This is a genomic window from Kitasatospora sp. NBC_00240 (assembly GCF_026342405.1).
Taxonomy (GTDB): domain Bacteria; phylum Actinomycetota; class Actinomycetes; order Streptomycetales; family Streptomycetaceae; genus Kitasatospora.
Genome location: NZ_JAPEMU010000001.1, coordinates 5,469,424 through 5,487,402 on the forward strand (window position 1 = coordinate 5,469,424; position 17,979 = coordinate 5,487,402).

General features: G+C 73.0%; 16 protein-coding genes. 11 read left to right on the forward strand and 5 right to left on the reverse strand.

The window, feature by feature from the left end; genetic code table 11:
- Window positions 1–7: 7 nt before the first annotated feature.
- Window positions 8–1,726: a histidine decarboxylase gene (locus OG689_RS23245; protein WP_266322839.1), complete on the reverse strand. Its 1,719-nt coding sequence runs from the start codon at window positions 1,724–1,726 to the stop codon at window positions 8–10.
- Between the two features lie 188 nt (window positions 1,727–1,914).
- Here OG689_RS23245 and OG689_RS23250 point away from each other — a divergent pair, with 188 nt between their 5' ends.
- Complete coding sequence (locus OG689_RS23250; protein ID WP_266322840.1) at window positions 1,915–2,406, forward strand: Lrp/AsnC family transcriptional regulator; 492 nt, start codon at window positions 1,915–1,917, stop codon at window positions 2,404–2,406.
- Between the two features lie 128 nt (window positions 2,407–2,534).
- Here OG689_RS23250 and OG689_RS23255 read toward each other — a convergent pair whose 3' ends face one another.
- The 3 genes from OG689_RS23255 to OG689_RS23265 all read right to left on the reverse strand — a co-directional run bounded on the left by OG689_RS23255 (window position 2,535) and on the right by OG689_RS23265 (window position 5,510).
- Window positions 2,535–2,966 (reverse strand): hypothetical protein, encoded by a 432-nt coding sequence (locus OG689_RS23255; RefSeq protein WP_266322841.1) that lies wholly within the window; start codon window positions 2,964–2,966, stop codon window positions 2,535–2,537.
- 47 nt (window positions 2,967–3,013) lie between these two features.
- Window positions 3,014–4,765, reverse strand: a complete 1,752-nt coding sequence (locus OG689_RS23260; RefSeq protein ID WP_323189322.1) for a solute carrier family 23 protein — start codon at window positions 4,763–4,765, stop codon at window positions 3,014–3,016.
- Between the two features lie 73 nt (window positions 4,766–4,838).
- A complete protein-coding gene (locus OG689_RS23265; RefSeq protein ID WP_266322843.1) occupies window positions 4,839–5,510 on the reverse strand; it encodes a GAP family protein in 672 nt (223 codons plus the stop codon).
- A 305-nt stretch (window positions 5,511–5,815) separates the two neighbouring features.
- Between OG689_RS23265 and OG689_RS23270 the strand changes: the two genes are divergently transcribed.
- From OG689_RS23270 to OG689_RS23290, 5 genes are all read left to right on the forward strand, one after another.
- Window positions 5,816–6,223 (forward strand): SHOCT domain-containing protein, encoded by a 408-nt coding sequence (locus tag OG689_RS23270; protein WP_266322844.1) that lies wholly within the window; start codon window positions 5,816–5,818, stop codon window positions 6,221–6,223.
- A 100-nt stretch (window positions 6,224–6,323) separates the two neighbouring features.
- Window positions 6,324–7,067 carry a histone deacetylase gene (locus tag OG689_RS23275; protein WP_266322845.1) on the forward strand — a complete coding sequence of 248 codons (744 nt, stop codon included), beginning with the start codon at window positions 6,324–6,326 and terminating at the stop codon, window positions 7,065–7,067.
- A gap of 30 nt (window positions 7,068–7,097) precedes the next feature.
- Entirely contained in the window at window positions 7,098–8,180 is a 1,083-nt protein-coding gene (locus tag OG689_RS23280) for a hypothetical protein (RefSeq protein ID WP_266322846.1), read from the forward strand.
- Window positions 8,181–8,294: 114 nt separating this feature from the next.
- Window positions 8,295–8,528 (forward strand): hypothetical protein, encoded by a 234-nt coding sequence (locus OG689_RS23285; protein ID WP_266322847.1) that lies wholly within the window; start codon window positions 8,295–8,297, stop codon window positions 8,526–8,528.
- A gap of 177 nt (window positions 8,529–8,705) precedes the next feature.
- Window positions 8,706–9,269 (forward strand): methylated-DNA--[protein]-cysteine S-methyltransferase, encoded by a 564-nt coding sequence (locus OG689_RS23290; RefSeq protein WP_266322848.1) that lies wholly within the window; start codon window positions 8,706–8,708, stop codon window positions 9,267–9,269.
- Window positions 9,270–9,385: 116 nt separating this feature from the next.
- Here OG689_RS23290 and OG689_RS23295 read toward each other — a convergent pair whose 3' ends face one another.
- Entirely contained in the window at window positions 9,386–10,471 is a 1,086-nt protein-coding gene (locus tag OG689_RS23295; protein ID WP_266322849.1) for an ATP-grasp domain-containing protein, read from the reverse strand.
- A gap of 545 nt (window positions 10,472–11,016) precedes the next feature.
- Here OG689_RS23295 and OG689_RS23300 point away from each other — a divergent pair.
- The 5 genes from OG689_RS23300 (at window position 11,017) to OG689_RS23320 (ending at window position 17,896) form a co-directional block, all read left to right on the forward strand.
- The gene (locus tag OG689_RS23300; RefSeq protein ID WP_266322850.1) at window positions 11,017–12,444 is read left to right on the forward strand and encodes a family 2B encapsulin nanocompartment shell protein; all 1,428 of its coding nucleotides are present in this window, start codon (window positions 11,017–11,019) and stop codon (window positions 12,442–12,444) included.
- Between the two features lie 305 nt (window positions 12,445–12,749).
- On the forward strand, window positions 12,750–13,799 hold the full coding sequence (locus tag OG689_RS23305) for a family 2 encapsulin nanocompartment cargo protein polyprenyl transferase (protein ID WP_266322851.1): 1,050 nt from the start codon (window positions 12,750–12,752) through the stop codon (window positions 13,797–13,799).
- A 318-nt stretch (window positions 13,800–14,117) separates the two neighbouring features.
- Complete coding sequence (locus OG689_RS23310; RefSeq protein ID WP_266322852.1) at window positions 14,118–14,876, forward strand: DUF4239 domain-containing protein; 759 nt, start codon at window positions 14,118–14,120, stop codon at window positions 14,874–14,876.
- Window positions 14,877–15,066: 190 nt separating this feature from the next.
- A complete protein-coding gene (locus OG689_RS23315; protein ID WP_266322853.1) occupies window positions 15,067–16,392 on the forward strand; it encodes a DUF1254 domain-containing protein in 1,326 nt (441 codons plus the stop codon).
- A gap of 169 nt (window positions 16,393–16,561) precedes the next feature.
- Entirely contained in the window at window positions 16,562–17,896 is a 1,335-nt protein-coding gene (locus OG689_RS23320) for a DUF1254 domain-containing protein (protein ID WP_266322854.1), read from the forward strand.
- Window positions 17,897–17,979 lie beyond the last annotated feature (83 nt).

Sequence of the window (17,979 nt, forward strand, 5' to 3'; positions counted from 1 at the left end):
CCGGCGGTCAGCCCCGGCCGAGGACGGCGTAGTCGTTGCCGAGGTCCGCCAGCAGCTCGTCCAGCTTGGCGCGGTCGACCGACGACATCAGGAAGACGTGCACGTAGCTGCGCCGGGTGCGTTCGTCGCCGGGGACGAGCAGGACGTCCTGGGAGGACAGGGACCACTTGGCGACCAGTTCGGGGCTGGGCTTGCGGAACCGTACGGTGATCGCGCCCGGGGTGCGGGCGGGCCACAGCTCGATGTCCTTCTCCAGCTCCAGGAGGCGCAGTTGCTGCTCCAGGTAGGCGGCCAGCTCCTGGGCCCGGCGGATCCGGTCCACCTGGTCCCGGTAGGAGTGCCGGGAGAGGTGGTCCCAGAGGATGAGCGGCGAGAAGCCGTTGCGGGAGCCGGCGAAGGTGGTGTCGGGTGCGCCGATGTACTCCGGCTGGGACGGCGGTGAGATCTGGTACTTGACCTTCGTCATGTAGATCCCGCACGGCCACGGCGCGCCGGGCCACTTGTGGCCGCTCATGGCGATCGAGGAGACCATGTCCACGTCGCCGAACTCACGGGTGGGCAGCGTGACGCCGAAGTCGAACTCGGGGAGCGTGGTGTCGGGGGCCCAGTCGAACCCGGCCGGGTCGGCGGCGGCCATCCGCAGGAAGGGCGCGTAGCCCGCGCCGAGGGCGCCGTCGACGTGGATCCAGAAGCGCCGGCGCAGGTCGGTCAGCGGCTCACCGGTGCTCGGGTCCTTGCCGTACGCCACTTCGCTGCGGATCAGGCCGTGCTTCTCGAAGATCGGCAGCAGGCGCTCGCAGACCTCCCGGACGTCGTCGTGGGCGCCCTTGAAGGTGCTGCCCAGGTTGAGGCTGACGAAGATCGGGTGCCCCTTGGCGGCGAAGAACTCGACCAGCACCGCCAGGGCGTCGATGTCTATCTCGCCGGTGCCGTCCCAGGTGTGGCCCGAGGGGCCCTTGCGGGAGGGCACCTCGGCGGGCCAGGCCGGGGACTGCGCCGCGGTGGGCGCGGCCAGCGGGCACTCGTCCGGGTACTGCTCCGTGCCGACCGCGTGGAAGGTCTCGACACCGAGCACGTGGACGGCCTTGGCGAACGAGTAGTGGGTGTCCTCGGAGTAGAAGGCCACCGGGCGGTGGGCGTTGGGGTTGCCCGGTTCGGCCGCAGCCCGCAGGTACCGGGGGGTGCCGTCGGGCGTGGCGGCCGGCGGCTGGATCAACGCCTTGCCGCTCAGGTAGTCCCGGGCGTTCCAGAGCGCGTACATGTTGCCCTCGGTCGAGCCCATGGACAGCACGTAGCCCCAGTACGACTCGGGGTCGGCCGCGTCGTACGGTCCCTTGGCGTGCCACAGGGCGGCGTAGTAGTCGAGGACGGCGCGTTCGACGACCTTGGTGTTGGGCTTGTAGCCGCCGCTCTGGAACGGGTCGCCGAGGTTGTTGATGTTGTGGTGCATGAACCGGCCGAGGTCGAAGGCGCTGCCGCCCATCTCCTGGGTGGCCTGGTAACCGAGCAGGTAGCGGCGCTTGCTCGTCAGGTACGCGTCCATGGTGTCGAGGGCGCGCAGGCGCTGCCCGTCGTCCAGTCCGCCGGCGGGGAGCTCGAAGTCGCGGACGTCGGGTTCCTGGGCGGGGCTCCGGAGCCCGGCGGCGTCCAGGGGGGCCGTGCGGGCCTCGGGCAGCGCGGGCTCGTCGCGGCCCGCGGGCACGGTCAGGGTGTCGGTTCGGCTCATGGTGCGGCGCTCCCGGTTCGGCTGGGTCGGAGGACCTCGCCGGGGAGGCCGGTGGGCCGGCGGTGACCGATCCGCTCGGGAGTCAGGATGGAACCTGTGGCACCTGGGAGGGAAGCAATCCGAAGAACATTCGAAATGATGGCGAAATCTCTTGCGAATCATCGGTGCGGGCGGAGACCCTGGGCTTCGTGCCGAATAATCCTCACGCCCGGCAGGCGCCCCTCGACGACGTGGACCGGGCGATCCTGCGCATCCTCGCCGACAATGCCCGCACGCCGAACAACGCGCTGGCGGACGCGGTGGGCATCGCCCCTTCGACCTGCCTGGCCCGGGTGCGCGCCCTGCGCGAGCGCGGGGTCATCCGCGCGTTCCGGGCCGAGATCGCCCCGGCCGCGATCGGGCTCCCGCTGCAGGCGATGATCTCGGTCCGGCTGCGGGCCCACACCCGGGAGCAGAACGAGAGCTTCCGCGACACCGCCCCGGACATGCCCGGTGTGGTGGCGGTCTTCCACATGGCCGGATCCGACGACTACCTGCTCCACGTCGCCCTCGCGCATCCCGACGCCCTGCGCGACTTCGTGGTGGACCACCTCACCACCCACCCGGCGGTGGCGCAGACCCGGACCAACCTGATCTTCGAGCAGATCGCCGGGCGCCGGCACCTCGTCCCGGGGCAGTGAGCACGGGGACGTGACCCGTCACCGGTGAGCGTGGGACGCCCCGGGCCGCGACGGCCCGGGGCGTCCTGGGTGCCGGTGCTGACGCCGGCGGGTTCGCCCGGTGGCGAAGACCGGGTCGGACGGCCGGGTCAGAAGGCCCGGTCGTCGTCCCGGTAGACGCACAGGGCCCAGATCACGAACACGTCGAGCGCGATGACGATGATGTTCCACACGGGGTAGTAGGGGAGCCACATGAAGGCGCTGATCGCGCTCACCGAGGCGAGGACGATACCTGCGATGCGGCCCCAGAGGGCGCCGCGCAGGACGCCGACGCCGGCCAGGACGACCAGGGCGCCGATGACGATGTGGACCCAGCCCCAGGAGGTCACGTCGAAGCGGAAGACGTAGTTGGGGGTGGTCACGATGAGGTCGTTGTCGATGACGGCGACGATCCCCTGGAAGATGTCGAGGATGCCGTTGACCAGCATCACGACACCGGCGAACAGGGCGAGGCCGGTGACCCATCCGCTGTTCGACGAGGCGGCGGGGGCCCGGTAGGGCGGGGTGGGGTTGGTGGTCATGGTGGGTCCTTTCTCGGGGGGCCGGACGGCGGTTCGGGGGGAGGGGGTCAAGGAGGGCGGTCCGGGTCGCGGCCCTCGGCGATCCACCGCTCGCCCAGGTCGACGGCCTCCTGGAGGGAGGCGCCGAGCACGGGGGCAGCGGGGACGAGGCCGTCGTCACCGAGGCGTTCGATCAGGCCGGTGGCCCGGATCACGTGCTCGAAGGCCGGGGTGGCCCCGGCCAGCACGAGCCGGCCGCCCTGGCGCCCGAGTTCGTCCGACCGACTGCCGAGCCACTTGATCACCGCGGAGGACGGGACGTCCGGGATGCCGCGGACCAGCAGGACGAGTACGGCCCGGTCCGCACCGGTGGTGTCCGGCCAGTCGGCCTGGATGTGCGGCAGTTCGGCGAACAGGCTGACGCCGGTGTATTCGAGGACGGTGACCTCGCCGGCCGGCAGTCGGGGCGGCGGGGCCGCCGTGCGCCAGTGGCCGTCGCCGGTCGGCAGGATCGCGCGCAGCCGGGCCTGCCGGGCCGCCTGGACGCAGTACAGCAGGAGGGACAGCACGGCGCCGACGATGATGGTCTGCTGCAGCGCCAGCTGGGTGGTGAGGACGAAGGTGAGCACCATCGCCGCCGTCGACGTCCACGAGGTGCGCAGGACGAGCAGGATGTCGTGGCGCTTCCCCCAGATCAGCTCGCCGCCGACCACCAGGATCAGGCCGCCGATCACCGGCATCGGAATCCGCTCGGCCGCCGGGGCGAGGGTCAGCACGATCAGGGCGAGCCAGACCCCGGAGAACACGCCGGACCAGCGGGTCCGGGCACCGGCCGCGACGGCGACCCCGGTGCGGGACAGCGAGCCGCCGGTCGGCAGGGCCTGGAACAGGCCGCCGGCCAGGTTGGCCAGGCCCTGGGCGGTGAAGTCCCGGTTCATGTCGGGCTTCGAGCCGTCCGGGTTGGGCACGGTCGGGGAGATGCCGGCGCCCTGAGCGAGGGCGACCAGGGCGATCGAAAGGGCGCCGCCCGCGAGGGAGGGGAGCGCCGACCAGTGCGGGGCGGTGAAGTGCGGCAGCGCGGAGGGGATGTCGGCGATGCTCCCGACCAGCTCGACATCGGTGCCGAGCAGCGCCACCGCGACACCCACCGTGACCATGGCGACCAGCAGCGCGACCGGTCGCAGCCGCGGTACGGCGTGGGCGAGCGCCCAGACACCGACGGTCACGGCCGCCACCGCGGTCGTGGCGAAGTCCCAGCTGCCGAGGTGCGTCAGCCAGTCGTAGAACCGCGCGATCCTGTTGTGGCCCTGCGGCTGGTAGCCGGTGGCGTCGTGGAGCACGCCGGTGATGATCTGGACGGCGATGCCGGTGGCGAAGCCCGTCATCACGGCGTTGGAGACGAAGCTCAGCACCACGCCGAAGCGCAGCAGGCCCATCAGCAGCATCACCACCCCGGCCATCACCGAGATCAGGGCGACGTTCCCGGGGTCGAGCGGGTCCAGCCCGGCCTCGTCCAGCACGCTCTGCGCGGTGAGCGCGATCGCGCTGGTCAGGGTGGTGACCATGAGGACGGTACGGGCCGTCAGCGAGCCGACGATCGCCGGGACGACGCCCGAGAAGAGCCCGGCCACCGGGTTGAAGCCGCCGATCGCCGCGTACGCCATGCCCTCGGGGATCGAGAACAGGCCGGTCACGAAACCCGATCCGACGTCGGCCGTGGTCGGCCTGTCGAACCGCGGCCGGGGCGGTCCGGCGCCGGGGCGCGGCTTCGCGGCGTCCCGCCCGTTCACGGCGCCGCACCGTGGTGGCCGGCGGCGCACCGGCCGTGGGGGTGTTCCGCGCGGAGGCCGGGACGGGCGGCCGGATGTCGGCCGGGCACGGTGCGCGGGGGCGTCACGTGGTCAGACCGGAGATCGAGTCCCCGACGTACTTGGCGCCGAGGACGACCAGGACGACCATCATGACGGCCGCGTTGTGGGCGGCCGTCCACGCCTTCCAGCCGCCCAGCACCTGGGCCGACCGGTCGCCGCCGAGGAGGCGCACACCGAGCGGCAGCAGCGTGCACAGCGAACCCACCAGCACCATCAGCACCGCGGCCACCGTCTTTCCGCCGACCGAGGCGCTGCTGGTCGCGATGGAGGCCGCGCCGCCCACGGCGAGCGCCAGGTTCTTCGGGTTCGCCACGACCAGCGCGGCCGCCAGGCCGGCCGCCTTGCCCGGGGTGAAGCGGTCGATCGCCCGCATCCACTTCGGCGGCTCGGTGACGTGGCCCTCCCGCGGGCGGCCCCGCCACTGCTTGGCGCCGAGCAGGAGGAAGACCACACCGAGCGCCAGCTTCAGCCAGTACGACCAGGTGGGCTTCCCGGTGTGGGTGGTGACACCGGATCCCGCGAGCACCACGACCGTCACCACCGCGGCCAGCGCGAGCACCCAGCCGGCGGTGAACGCGGAGCCGTTGGCCTGCCCCTTGGGCGTGGACAGCATCAGGATCACCGCGATCAGCGGCAGCGGGCTGATCGCGATGCCGACCGCGGAGGCCAGCATCTGGCCGACGGCGTCGCCCACGGAGCCCTCCCTGGAACTGGTCGGTTTTCCGCCCGTACGCCTCGGAGGGCCGGCGGACGGTCTGGCGGATTCGGGGCCGACCGGGTCGGTGTGCTGCTCCCATTCCCTGCGCTGGAGGCGTGATCGGCACGGTGGCTTGAGCCTTCCGGGTGAACCGGTCGTCGTCGCCCGCCGGACCGGACACGGGGAAATGCCGTGAAAGAAATGTGGTGATATGACTCGTTTTAGTGCCGTGCGTGCGTCACCGGCGGCGCTGTTGGCTGACCGTCCACCGAAATACGGTGGCCGGCTGGGACGGGAGCACCATGGACGACTACCCGCTGCTCAATCTGTTCTGGACCATGTTGGAGTTCTTCCTCTGGGTCCTCTGGTTCTTCCTGCTTTTCAAGATCATCAGCGACATCTTCCGCAGCCAGGACCTGGGCGGCTGGGGCAAGGCAGGCTGGACGATCTTCGTGATCCTGCTCCCGTTCCTCGGCGTGTTCGTCTACGTGATCGCACGCGGCCGCTCGATGGGTGAGCGCGACATGGAGCAGGCCAGGCGCACCGACGCCGCGTTCAAGGCCTACGTGCGGGACGCGGCCGCCCCCGACGGTGGCGGTGGCGGACCGTCCGGCCATGTCGACGAGCTCGCCAAGCTCGCCGACCTCAAGAACAGCGGCGCGCTCACCGAGGTGGAGTACCAGCGGGCGAAGGACAAGCTGCTGGCCTGAGGGCGGACGACCAGGTGGGCCCGGCGGGCAGCGGCCGTGTCGGGACGTCCCGCCCCGTGAACCGGGTGAACCGGGTGAAGCGGGTGGGCGGTGCGGGATCATGACGCCGCCGCCGCCCGCCACCGCCGCGTCCGGCCCCGCCCCCGGCCGGCGGGTCTGGTACGCGGCCTACGCCTCCAACATGTGCCTGGACCGGTTCACCAGCTACCTCGCCGGGGGCCGGCCTGTCGGGGCGGCCCGCACCTACCCCGGCTGCCGGGACGCCCGGCCACCGGAGCGCGCGGTGCCCGTCCTGCTGCCCGGACAGCTCTACTTCGCGCTGGAATCCGCCGTCTGGACCGGCGGCTGCGGCCTCTACGACCCGCTCGACCCGGGTGAGATGCCGGCCCGTGCCTACCTGCTGTCGGCCGGGCAGTTCTCGGACATCGCGGCCCAGGAGACGGCCCGCCCACCCGGCACCGACCTCGACCTGACCGGGGTGCTGGCGGACGGCCGCGCCCGGCTGGGGCCGGGCCGCTACGAGACCCTGCTCTGCGCCGGCTGGCTGGACGGCCTGCCGGTGCTGACCTTCACCGCGCCCTGGCGGCGGACGGAGGCCGAACCCAACCGGCCGTCCGCCGGGTACCTGCGCCAGCTGGCCCGGGGGCTGCGTGAGGGGCACGGCTGGTCGGCCGGGCGCATCGCGGCATACCTGGGCAGTCGCCCGGGGGCGGCGGGGGCCTGGCTGCCGGCAGACCTCGAAGGCCTGCTCGGCCCGGCGGGGCGGCCCGCACCGGGTGCTCCGGCGTCCGGACCGGCGGCGCCCGCGCGGCCGGTCCGCAAGATTCCGGGGCAGGTGCCATAACCGATCGGGCGGTGGCCCGTTGGCAGATACGTGGACAAACTACTTCCGCTGCCCGGGTACGACGCGTTCGCCGGGCCGGTCCTGGCCCTGCGGCCCGGGCGGCTCACCCGGTTCGACCGGGGCTGGTCGCTCCAGGTGGCGGCCGGAGAGCTGGCCGGTCTGGCGGCGGGGCCGGAGGCGGCCCGGTCGCTCCGGGCCCGGCGCGGCTTCCTGCACGGGAGCGGCCACAACCGGGTGCTCGCCGAGCTGCTCCGGCAGCGGCCCGAGGAGTTCGGCCGGGTGGGGCAGTTGGCGCTCGGCGCCGAGAGCATCCGGATCCGGGGCGGCCTGGTCGAGCTGGCCCGGCCGGAGTCCATCGACGGGTTCCAGCGGCTGACCCTGCTGGCGCAGGCCGCGGCCCGGTCCGGGCTGCCCCACCTGGCCGGGTCGACCGTCCGGCTGGAGGTCTTCACCAGCCCGGAGCGGGAGCACGTCCGGCGGCTGCACGACATCGCCGACCTCTACCTGAACCCGGCCACCGCCCAGGACTGCCTTCGGCGCTGCCCCGAACTGCGCAGGCTCGCCGAGGAGTTCGAACGGGAGGGCTGGCTGCCGCGGTTCTCGATGGCGGACGTCACCCGGGCACTGGCCTGCCTCTCCACCGCGCCCACCCCCTACCTGCCGCACCTGCTCTCCACCGACAGCGGCCTGGACGCGCTCTGGGCGGACATCTCCTCGCCGCACTACGCCGCGCTGATCCACCCCCGGGTCCATCCGCTCGGCGTGCTCCGGGCGCTGGAGGCCCGGCGCACGGCCCGGCAGGCGCTGGCCGGGATCCCCAAGGCGGCCAGGACCGGGCCCGGGCGGCTGATCGACGACGCACCCGACCTGATCTGCTGGGCCGCCTGCCGCCACCTCCCGCTGCACCAGCTCCACGACGAGCGCACCACCACCAAGTGGGACCGGCTGATCGACCAGGAGCTGCCGGCCTGGACGGTCAGCGCCGCCCACGACTACGTCGGCCGCTACCGGCGGGCCGAACCCGAGCACTCGGCCGGCGCCGCGGACCGCACCGGGTTCGGGCTCTGGCTGCAGCTGGCCGGGATGAGCCCGGGGCCGGCCCCGGTGCGCTGACCGCTCCGCTCCGTGACCGGGGCGCCGCCCAGGGGCAGCGCCGTCACCCCTGGGCGCGCCGGCGCCGACGGCCGTACCGTGGAGGGCACAAGGGGGCCTACGGAGGAGGCTGCGATGCCCGGTTCTGTCAACATCGGTCACCATGAGACGGCGGTCGCGATCGGCGCCCCGGACGCCCAGCGGCTTGCGTCGATGCTGGCGGAGATCGCCTACCTGCTGGAGATCCCGGGGCCGAACCGGCTCAGCGACTCGCAGCTCAGCGTCCTCTGCGACGGCAAGGCCGCCGACCGGGACGAGGTCATGCACTGGGCACGCGAACTCGCCGCGGAGCTGAAGATGCGGCACTGATCCCAGGCCGGTAACCCGGCTCCGCCGACGACCGGCGGCGAACCGCCCCGCGGGCCCGCGGGGCGGTCGTACGATGGCCCCGGAGGCGGCCGCGACGGCCCGCCTCCGGGGCCTCGGCGTCGAGCGGACCCGGGCGGGGGCCTCGTGGAGCGGGCGGACGAGGGCAGGGCGGCCGGCATGTCGACCACGTGGATCACGGTCGGAACACCGCTGCCCAGCGGCCCGATGCAGATCGCCGTGACACCGGCGGGCGTCGTGACGTCCGGCTACCTGCCCGCCGGGCCGGGAGCGTCGTTGCCGCTCTGCGCCGACCCGGCGAAGATCGACGCGGTCACGGGCCGGATCACCGAGTACCTGGCCGGGCGCCGCCGTGAGCTGGGCCTGCCGATCGACTGGTCCAGGACCGGTGACGCCCACCGGGTTGTGCTGCGCACCCTGCTCACCGAAGTCCCGTACGGACAGACCATCACCTACGGTGAACTCGCCGCGCTCAGCGGGGTGTTCGAAGGAACCACGGAGCCCGGGGCGGCCGCCCGGACGGTCGGGCAGATGATGGCCGCCAACCCGGTACCGCTGCTGGTGCCCTGCCACCGGGTGGTCGCGGCGGACGGCATCGGCGGCTTCGGCGGCGGCCGGGTCGGCATCGAGGTGAAGCGCTGGCTGCTGACCCTGGAGGGCGTGCTGGAGCCGACCCTGGACTGGAACGGCCCCGACTGGGCCGAGGCCGCCGAGCGCGGCTGACCGCTCCCGCGGGGGCGGGAACGGCCGGCCGCGATCGGCGGCCGCCGCCGCGCCGCCGGCTTCACGGGCAGCGCGCGGCCGGCTCCGCCACAGTGGTGGCGCGGCCCGACGCAGACTCAGCCCGGCAGGGCGTCGACCAGGTCGAAGGCCACCGGGATGCGCTCCAGCGCGGGCGGCACCTGGCGCGGCAGCACCGGGTGGACTCCGGACACCAGGGTGAACTCGATGCCCGCGAGCCGGTCGGCCGGCCCGGGGACGGGAACTTCGCCGAGCGCCAACTGCACCGCGTTCCATGGCAGGTTGAGGCCGGCGAGGCTCAGCTGGTGCAGGCCGCCGGACGGTCTGGTGTTGACGTCGATGATCACCGGCTCGCCGTGGTGGTGCCGGAACTGCACGTTCGACAGAAACGCCACGCCGAGGGTCTCGACCAGCTGGCGGGCGGGCTCCAGGTACCGCGCGGCGGTGGTGAAGCTGCGCCGCCGGCGGTGCTTGGTGCGGCCGACGGCGGTGATCAGCCTGCCGTCCAGGTCGGCCAGGCAGTCCACCGAGACCTCCGGACCCTCCAGGTACGGCATCACCAGCAGGTCCACGGAGGTGTCGGAGGCGTCCATGGCGGCCAGCACCTGGTCGAGCTGGACCTTGCCGCTCGGCCACCCGGACAGGGCGTGCAGTCCGAAGGGCTCGCGGGTGAGGACCCGGAACCCCTCGCCGCCGGCCCCGGAGGCGGGCTTGAGGCAGGGCACACCGTCCGCCGCCTCGATCGCGGTCACCGCGGCCAGCAGCTCGTCGGCCGTCCGCACCTGCCACCAGGGGGGAGTCGGCAGGCCGGCGGAGGCTATGGCCGCGTACCCGTCGACCTTGCTGTCGAAGGCCGCGATCGCGGTGGCCGGCGGGCAGGCCAGCGCGGTGCCGATCTCCTGGAACTCCTTGCGGTGCAGGGAGATGGCGAGTTGGTTGAGCCGGGGCAGGAAGACATCGACGGCGTTGCGGGCGCAGTACTCGAGAGCGAAGGCCACGTACTCGTCGGGGGCGAGACCGTCGGGTTCCAGCGAGGCGACGTCGGCGGCGGCCAGCACCGGGGAGTCGGCGTCGACATGGGTGGCATGGACCTCGACCTGGCGCGGCGCGGCGCGCAACTGCTCGATGAAGAACACGTTCTCGGCGTAGGTGCGGTTGAGCCAGACGCGTACGGGTGCGCTCACGGAGGTCTCCCGGGGCAGGAGTGAACGTTCGGGAGGGCATCCGGTCCGGCCGCTTGCTCGGTGCGTAGGCATACGAAACCCGGCGGTCGGCCAACGGCTTCAGTGACTTCGGCGCCTTGGACGTGCCCTTGAGGTGGCACCTTAGCGCTCCTTCGGCGTCTTCGTGAACGCGGGTCCGGGCCGGACCGGCCGCCTGCCGACCCGGGCCGGCAGGCGGGGGCGCGGCCCTTGCCGAACGGTGCCGGCCGATTCGCCGCGACCGGTTTTCCGGGGAATTTCCGGAGTGTGAACCGAATGGGGTGAATGGTATTTCCGGTGGCTTTTCGAGGAGCTTTCGAGAGCGCCGTGGACCGGCGCCGGGCGATGCCCGGACAGCCGCCGTGCGGCTCGAACAAAGGTCGAACCGTAATCGCTCAACTGATCCAGTCGTACTAATTATCCTGCCATGTCGACCACTCGAAAGAGTGATTGCAGGTTAGCTCGAACGGCCCCACCATGATTGGTGCAAGGCGACACTTCATTCGGTTAACACGAAGGGCTCCTGTATGTCGACCGAAACCAACGTCGGTATTCCTGCGCAGGGTGGGCAGGCGCAAACCCGGCAGCAGCAGAGCCTTGGCACGGCGGGCGCGAAGAACCTCGCGACCACCACCAAGTCCGCGCCGCAGATGCAGGGCATCAGCTCCCGCTGGCTGCTGAAGATGCTCCCCTGGGTGCAGGTGGCCGGTGGTACGTACCGCGTCAACCGGCGCCTCACGTACGCGGTCGGACGCGGCCGGGTGAGTTTCGTCAAGACGGGGGCGGACGTCCGCCTGGTGCCGCCCTCGCTGCGCGAGCTGCCGGTGCTGCGCGGTTTCGAGGACGAGGGCCTGCTGACGGAGCTGGCGGCCCGCTTCGTCCAGCGCGACTTCTCCTCGGGCGAGGTGCTGGTCGAGGCCGGGCGCCCGGTCGAAGAGGTCTTCCTGATCGCCCACGGCAAGGTCAACAAGGTCGGCCGGGGCAAGTACGGCGACGAGACGGTGGTCGGCTTCCTCGCGGACGGCGACCACCTCGGCGACGAGGCCCTGCTGCAGGCCGACGCCACCTGGGAGTACACCGTCAAGGCCGCCACCGCGGGCACGGTGCTCGCGTTGCCCTGGCCCGCCTTCCAGGAGCTGGCGGACCGCTCGGAGGCCCTGCGCGGGCAGATCCTGACCTACCTGGCGGGCTCCCAGGCCGCGCAGAATCGTCACGGCGAGGCGGAGATCGAGCTGTCCGCCGGCCACGAGGGCGAGTACGAGCTGCCCGGCACCTTCGTGGACTACGAGCTCGCGCCGCGCGAGTACGAGCTGAGCGTCGCCCAGACGGTGCTCCAGGTGCACAGCCGGGTCGCGGACCTCTACAACCAGCCGATGAACCAGATCGAGCAGCAGTTGAAGCTGACGATCGAGGCCCTGCGCGAGGCGCAGGAGCACGAGTTGATCAACAACCGCGAGTTCGGCCTGCTGCACAACGCCGACTACGACCAGCGCATCCAGACCCACTCCGGCCCGCCCACCCCCGACGACATGGACGAGTTGCTCAGCCGGCGTCGGGGCACCAAGTTCTTCCTCGCCCACCCGAAGGCGATCGCCGCATTCGGCCGGGAGTGCAGCCGGCGCGGCCTCTATCCGGACGCGCTGGACGTGCAGGGGCACCATGTCCCGGCCTGGCGGGGGGTGCCGATCTTCCCGTCCAACAAGATTCCGATCCTGGACGGGCACACGAGTTCGATTCTCGCGCTGCGTACCGGCGAGGACAACCAGGGCGTCGTCGGCCTGCACCAGACCGGCATTCCGGACGAGTACCAGCCCAGTCTCTCGGTCCGCTTCATGGGGATCAACGAGAAGGCGATCATCTCCTACCTGGTGAGCGCCTACTATTCCGCCGCCATTCTGGTGCCCGACGCGATCGGCGTGCTGGAGAACGTCGACGTCGCCCGCCCCAGGGACTGACGGCCTTTTCCGGGGCGTCCGTCGAATTCTCCCGGCAGCGAATTCCCGGATTCCGGTGATCGCCCGTCGAATTCACCGCCCCGACCCCGGGCCGCCCGGGCCGGCCGCGCGCCGCGCCCGGACGGCCCGGGGCCCTGCCGCCCGGTGGACGGACCGACCGCCGGGCCGCCCTTCCGCCGGGTCCGCCTTCCGCGGGCCCTGGCACCAAGACCTGCCGGCAACGGGGCGGCCGCAGGACCCGCCGGCGCGTGAACCGCCGGCGCGGCGCACCATCAGGACAGCGTTCTCACAGCAGGGGAGGAACCATGGGGATCTTCGCAGTGGAACGGGACCATCGGGAGGGAAGCGACGTCGACGACGTGCTCGCCCGGGCCCGCGGATCCGTCGATCCGGCTCTGCGCGCGGCCGTCGGCACCCTGCCCCCGTCCCTACGACGCATCGCGGCCTACCACTTCGGCTGGTCGGAGTCCGACGGCTCCCCGGCGGCCGCGCCCGCCGGCAAGGCGATCAGGCCCGCCCTGGTGCTGGCGGCGACCCAGGCCCTCGGCGGGGATCCCGCCGCCGCGGCCCGCGCCGCCGCCGCGGTGGAGCTGATCCACAACTTCACGCTGCTCCACGACGACGTCATCGACGGGGACGACACCAGGCGTCACCGCCTCACCGCCTGGCGGGTCTTCGGCACCACCGAGGCGATCCTCGCCGGTGACGCCCTGCACTCGCTGGCCCTGCGCACCCTCGCCGAGGACACCCACCCGGCGGCGCAGGCCGCCGTCCGGCGCCTCGCCGACTGCGTGGTCGAGCTGTGCGCGGGCCAGCAGGCCGATTGCGCCTTCGAACAGCGCAGTGACGTTTCGCTCGCCGAATGCCTGGCGATGGCCGAGGCCAAGACCGGCGCCCTGCTGGGCTGCGCCTGCGCCGTCGGCGCCCTCTACGCGGGGGCCGGCGAGGAGGCCGCCCGGGCGATGGACGCGTTCGGTCGCGAGATCGGCCTGGCGTTCCAGCTGATCGACGACCTGATCGGGATCTGGGGCGACCCCGAGGTCACCGGCAAGCCGGTCGGCGCGGACCTGGTGGCCCGGAAGAAGTCCCTCCCGGTGGTGGCCGCCCTCGGCGCCGGCACGGCCGAGGCCGCGGTGCTCGCCAGCCTCTACAACCTGGACCGCCCGCTGACCGATGACGAGCTGGCGCGCTGCGCCCGGGCGGTGGAGGCGGCCGGCGGTCGGGCCTGGGCCCAGGGCGAGTCCTGCGAGCGGATGGCCGCCGCCATCGACCACCTGGCCGCTGCCGTGCCCGAGCCGGCCGACGCCGACGACCTGCTGGCGCTCGCGGAACTGGTCACCCGGCGCAGCCACTGACCCCGCGGCCGGGTCGGCCGGGTCGGCCGGGTCGGCCGGTCTCGCCGGTCTCGCCGGCCCGGCGTTCCGTCCGGCGCCGCCCGCCGGTCACGAGCAGCGCCCTGTGCCGTCCGGCAGGGCCACCGCCTCCGGCCGCCCGGTAAGGCCACCGTGCCTCCCAGGCCGCCCGGTAAGGCCGTCGGCCCGCGCAGCCGCGCCCCGGCCCGCCCGTCGCGCGGCGGCCGCCGCGACGGGCCCTCGGGCCGGCCGCCGGCGCGCCCCGGCCGTCGCCCCGCTCCACCTGACCATGACAGTCCGCCCGATCACGAGGAACAGCCCATGAGTTGGATGGACATCGGCACCCTGGTCATCGTCCTGCTCTGCCTGGCCGCTGCCCTGAAACTGCTGCAGCGTTACGTCCCGCACCCGGTCCGCGAGGCCCACAACGACGTGGCCGGCTTCATCTTCGCCGCGGTCGGCGTGCTCTACGCCGTCCTGCTCGCCTTCGTGGTGATCGCCGTCTGGGAGAACAACGACTCCGCCCGTAAGACCACCTTCCAGGAGGCCGACTCGCTGGCCGGCATCTACTGGATCTCCCGCGAGCTCCCGGCGCCGCTCGGCCCCCAGCTGGAGAAGCGCACGCTCGACTACGCCCGGCTGGTGATGGACACCGAGTGGCCGCTGATGGCCGATCACCACAGCAGCCCGGAGGCCACCCAGCTGGTGTACGGGATGCGGGCGGACGTGTTCGCCATCAAGCCGGAGAGCGAGCAGCAGAACGTCCTGTACGAGCACGCCGTCAGCCACCTGGAGAAGCTGGCCTCCGAGCGCCGTCAGCGGCTGAACCAGGTGGACGACGAGGTGCCGACGCTGCTCTGGGTGGCGCTGATCGCCGGGGCGGTCCTGACGGTCGGCTTCACCTTCCTGTTCGGCCTCTCCAACACGCTCTCCCACACGCTGATGGTGCTGGCGCTGAGCGGGCTGGTGGTGATCTCACTGATCGTCATCAAGGAGATGGACTTCCCGTTCACGGGGGTGACGGCGGTGAAGCCGACGGCCTTCGAGGTCTTCCTCAACCGCCTGCCACCCCCGCGCTGACCACCTCCGCTCCTGACGCCTCGTGCCGACGGGCCGGCGGGTACGGGTCCGGGCCGCGCCCCGGACCCGCCCCGGCGGTCACCGCCACGCCCGTCCGGGGTACGCAGAGTGCTGATCCATTCGGGGGCACATAGCATCCTTTTGTACTGCTATGTCCTGATCAGTGCGCTGCCTAGGAGAGACCGTCGCCATGGGAAACCCGACGCTCGTCGACCCGGACACCATCCGCCCGACCGCTGCCGAGGCCTGGATCTGGGGCTACGCCCTCCTGGAGAACTACCGCACGATGTACCCGCAGGCCGTCGACGACGCCGATCCGCGCTTCGTCGGCGGATTCGGCGTCTTCCGGCACTACTCCCAGCCGTCCACCCCGGCCAGCACGGACGTGGTGACGCCCAACAACGACACCCCGTACTCGTGGGCCTGGCTCGACCTGCGCGCCGAGCCGTGGGTGATCTCGGTGCCCGCCGAGGACCGCTACTACGTGATCCCGGTGCACGAGCTGGACACCGTGTACGCGGGTTTCGTCGGCTCCCGCGTCACCGGGCCGGGGGCGGGCGACCACCTGGTGGCCGGACCGGGCTGGCAGGGGGAGGTGCCGGCCGGCATCGCCGGGGTGATCCGGACGGCGACGCAGCTGGTCGGGATCCTCGGCCGGACGTACCTCGCCGGGACGTCCCCGGAGGACGTGGCGGACCTGAGGGCGGTCCAGCAGCAGTACCGGCTCCGGCCGCTGCACGAGTACACGGGCACCGAGGCCCCGCCGCCCGCGCCCCAGCCGGTGTGGCCGGTCTGGCGCGAGGAGGTCCTCGGCACCATCGAGTTCTTCAGCTTCCTGGACTTCCTGCTCGGCTTCTTCCCGGTGCTGCCCGCCGAGGCCGACCTGCGCCGCCGGCTGGCGGCCCTGGGCGTGGACGGCCGGGGCGAGTTCGAGCCCGCCGCGCTGCCGGTCGAGGTACGGGCCGAGATCGAGCGCGGGATCGCCGACGGCCGGGCCGATCTGGACCACGCCGCCGCCGTGGCGACCAGGGCGGACGGCCTGTTCGGTACCCGTGAACAGATCGGCGGCGACCCCCTCGGGCGGGCCGTCGCCGCCAGGAAGGGCCTGTACGGCCTGCCGGTCGAGGAGGCCTGGTACGGCGGATGGGTGGCCGACAGTGAGGGCAACAGCCCGCCGAACGCCGCCGACCGGGACTACGTCCTGCGCTTCGCGCCCGGTGGGCTGCCCCCGGCCGAGTTCTTCTGGTCGGCGACCGTGTACGCGCTGCCGGACCGGCTGCTGGTCGACAACCCGATCGGGCGCTACTCGATCGGCGACCGCACCCCCGGCCTGGTCCGCGACGCGGACGGCGGTCTGGCCCTGTACGTCCAGGTCAAGCGGCCGGCCGATGCCGAGCACAGCGCCAACTGGCTGCCCGCGCCGGACGGTCCGTTCAGCATCGTCATCCGGGTGTACGGACCGGCCCGGGCCGTCCTGGACGGCGACTGGGCGCTGCCGGAGCTCACCCCGCGCTGACCCCGTCGCCCGGGAACCCGCCGGCAGCCCCGGCCCGCGCTCCCGCCCACACCCCGCGCTCCCACCCCGCGCCCCCGTCCCCACCCGTGCCGCGCCTTCCCACCCGCACCCCGTACCGCACCGCCGTACGCGGGAGCCCGGCCGGCCGACCCGCCCGGAAGGACCCCGCATGACCGAGCCCGCGCTCGAAGCCCTCGCCGCCGACGCCTACATCTACGGGTATCCGCTGGTCGCCGACCTCTCGATGGTCGACCACGTGGGAGCCGAGGGCCTCGGCGGCCTCCTGCCCGCGCCGTTCAACCGGTTCAGCCACGCCTCGCAGCTGGCCGCCCCGGCGGACGAGTTCGTCTCGGTCAACAACGACACCGTCTACTCGATCGCCCAGCTCGACCTCTCCGAGGGCCCCCTGGAGCTGCACGTCCCGGACACCGCCGGCGGCTACTACGTGCTGCAGTTCGTCGACGCCTGGAGCAACAACTTCGCCTACGTCGGCCGACGGGCGACCGGCACCGCCGAGCAGCGCTGGCTGATCGTGCCGCCGGGCTGGCACGGATCGCCGCCCACGGGGGCGGGGGTGATCACCTCGCCCACCACGATCGCCACCGTGGTGGGCCGGATCGCCTGCGACGGCCCCGCCGACCTGCCCCGGATCAAGGCGCTCCAGGAGCAGCTGACGGTGGCTCCCCTGGCGCCGGGCGGCGTACCGGCCGGGCTGCCGGAGCCGGATCCGTCCGTGCCCGCGGAGCTGGCCTTCTTCGAGCGGTTGCGGGTCTGGCAGGCGGCCTTCCCGCCGGCCGCCGCGGACGTCGAGTACCAGCAGCGGTTCTCGCCGCTCGGGCTGCTGGACGAAGGTCCGTCGCCCTACCGCGCGGCCGCCCCCGAGTGGACCGCCGCGCTGGTCAAGGGGCTCGCCGCGGGCAAGCAGCGGGTGGAGGAGGCGACCCGGCCGGTCGAGGGCCGGCCGGCCGGCGACTGGAGTGCCGATCTCCACCTTTTCGACTACAACCTCGACTTCCTCGGCCCCGGCACGCTGGACGACCCGCGGTGGCGGATCGCCGACCGCCGGGCGGCCTACCTGACCCGCGCGGCGGCCGCGCGGGCCGGCCTCTGGGGCAATCACGCGTACGAGGCGGTGTACGCCACCGCGTTCCTGGACGAGGAGGGCCGGCAGCTGACCGGCGAGCGCTCGTACACCGTGCGGTTCGACGTGCCGCCGCCGGTCGACGCCTTCTGGTCCGTCACCATGTACGCCCTGCCCGAGTACTACCTGGTCGCGAACCCGGCCGAGCGGTACTCGATCGGCGACCGTACGCCCGGGCTGGTGCGCGGCGAGGACGGTTCGCTGACGCTCGTCCTGCAGCGGGAGCGGCCGGCGGACCCGGCGGAGGCGGCGAACTGGCTGCCGACCCCGGCCGGTGACTTCCGGCCGATGATCCGGCTGTACCAGCCGCAGGCGGCGGTGCTCGACGGCAGCTACCGGCTGCCGCCGATCCGGCCGCGCTGAGGCCGCGCTGAGGCCGCGCTGAGCCCTCCCGGACGAGTCCGCCGCCAGGGGCGCAGTCCGGGGCCGGGACGGCACCGGCCGCT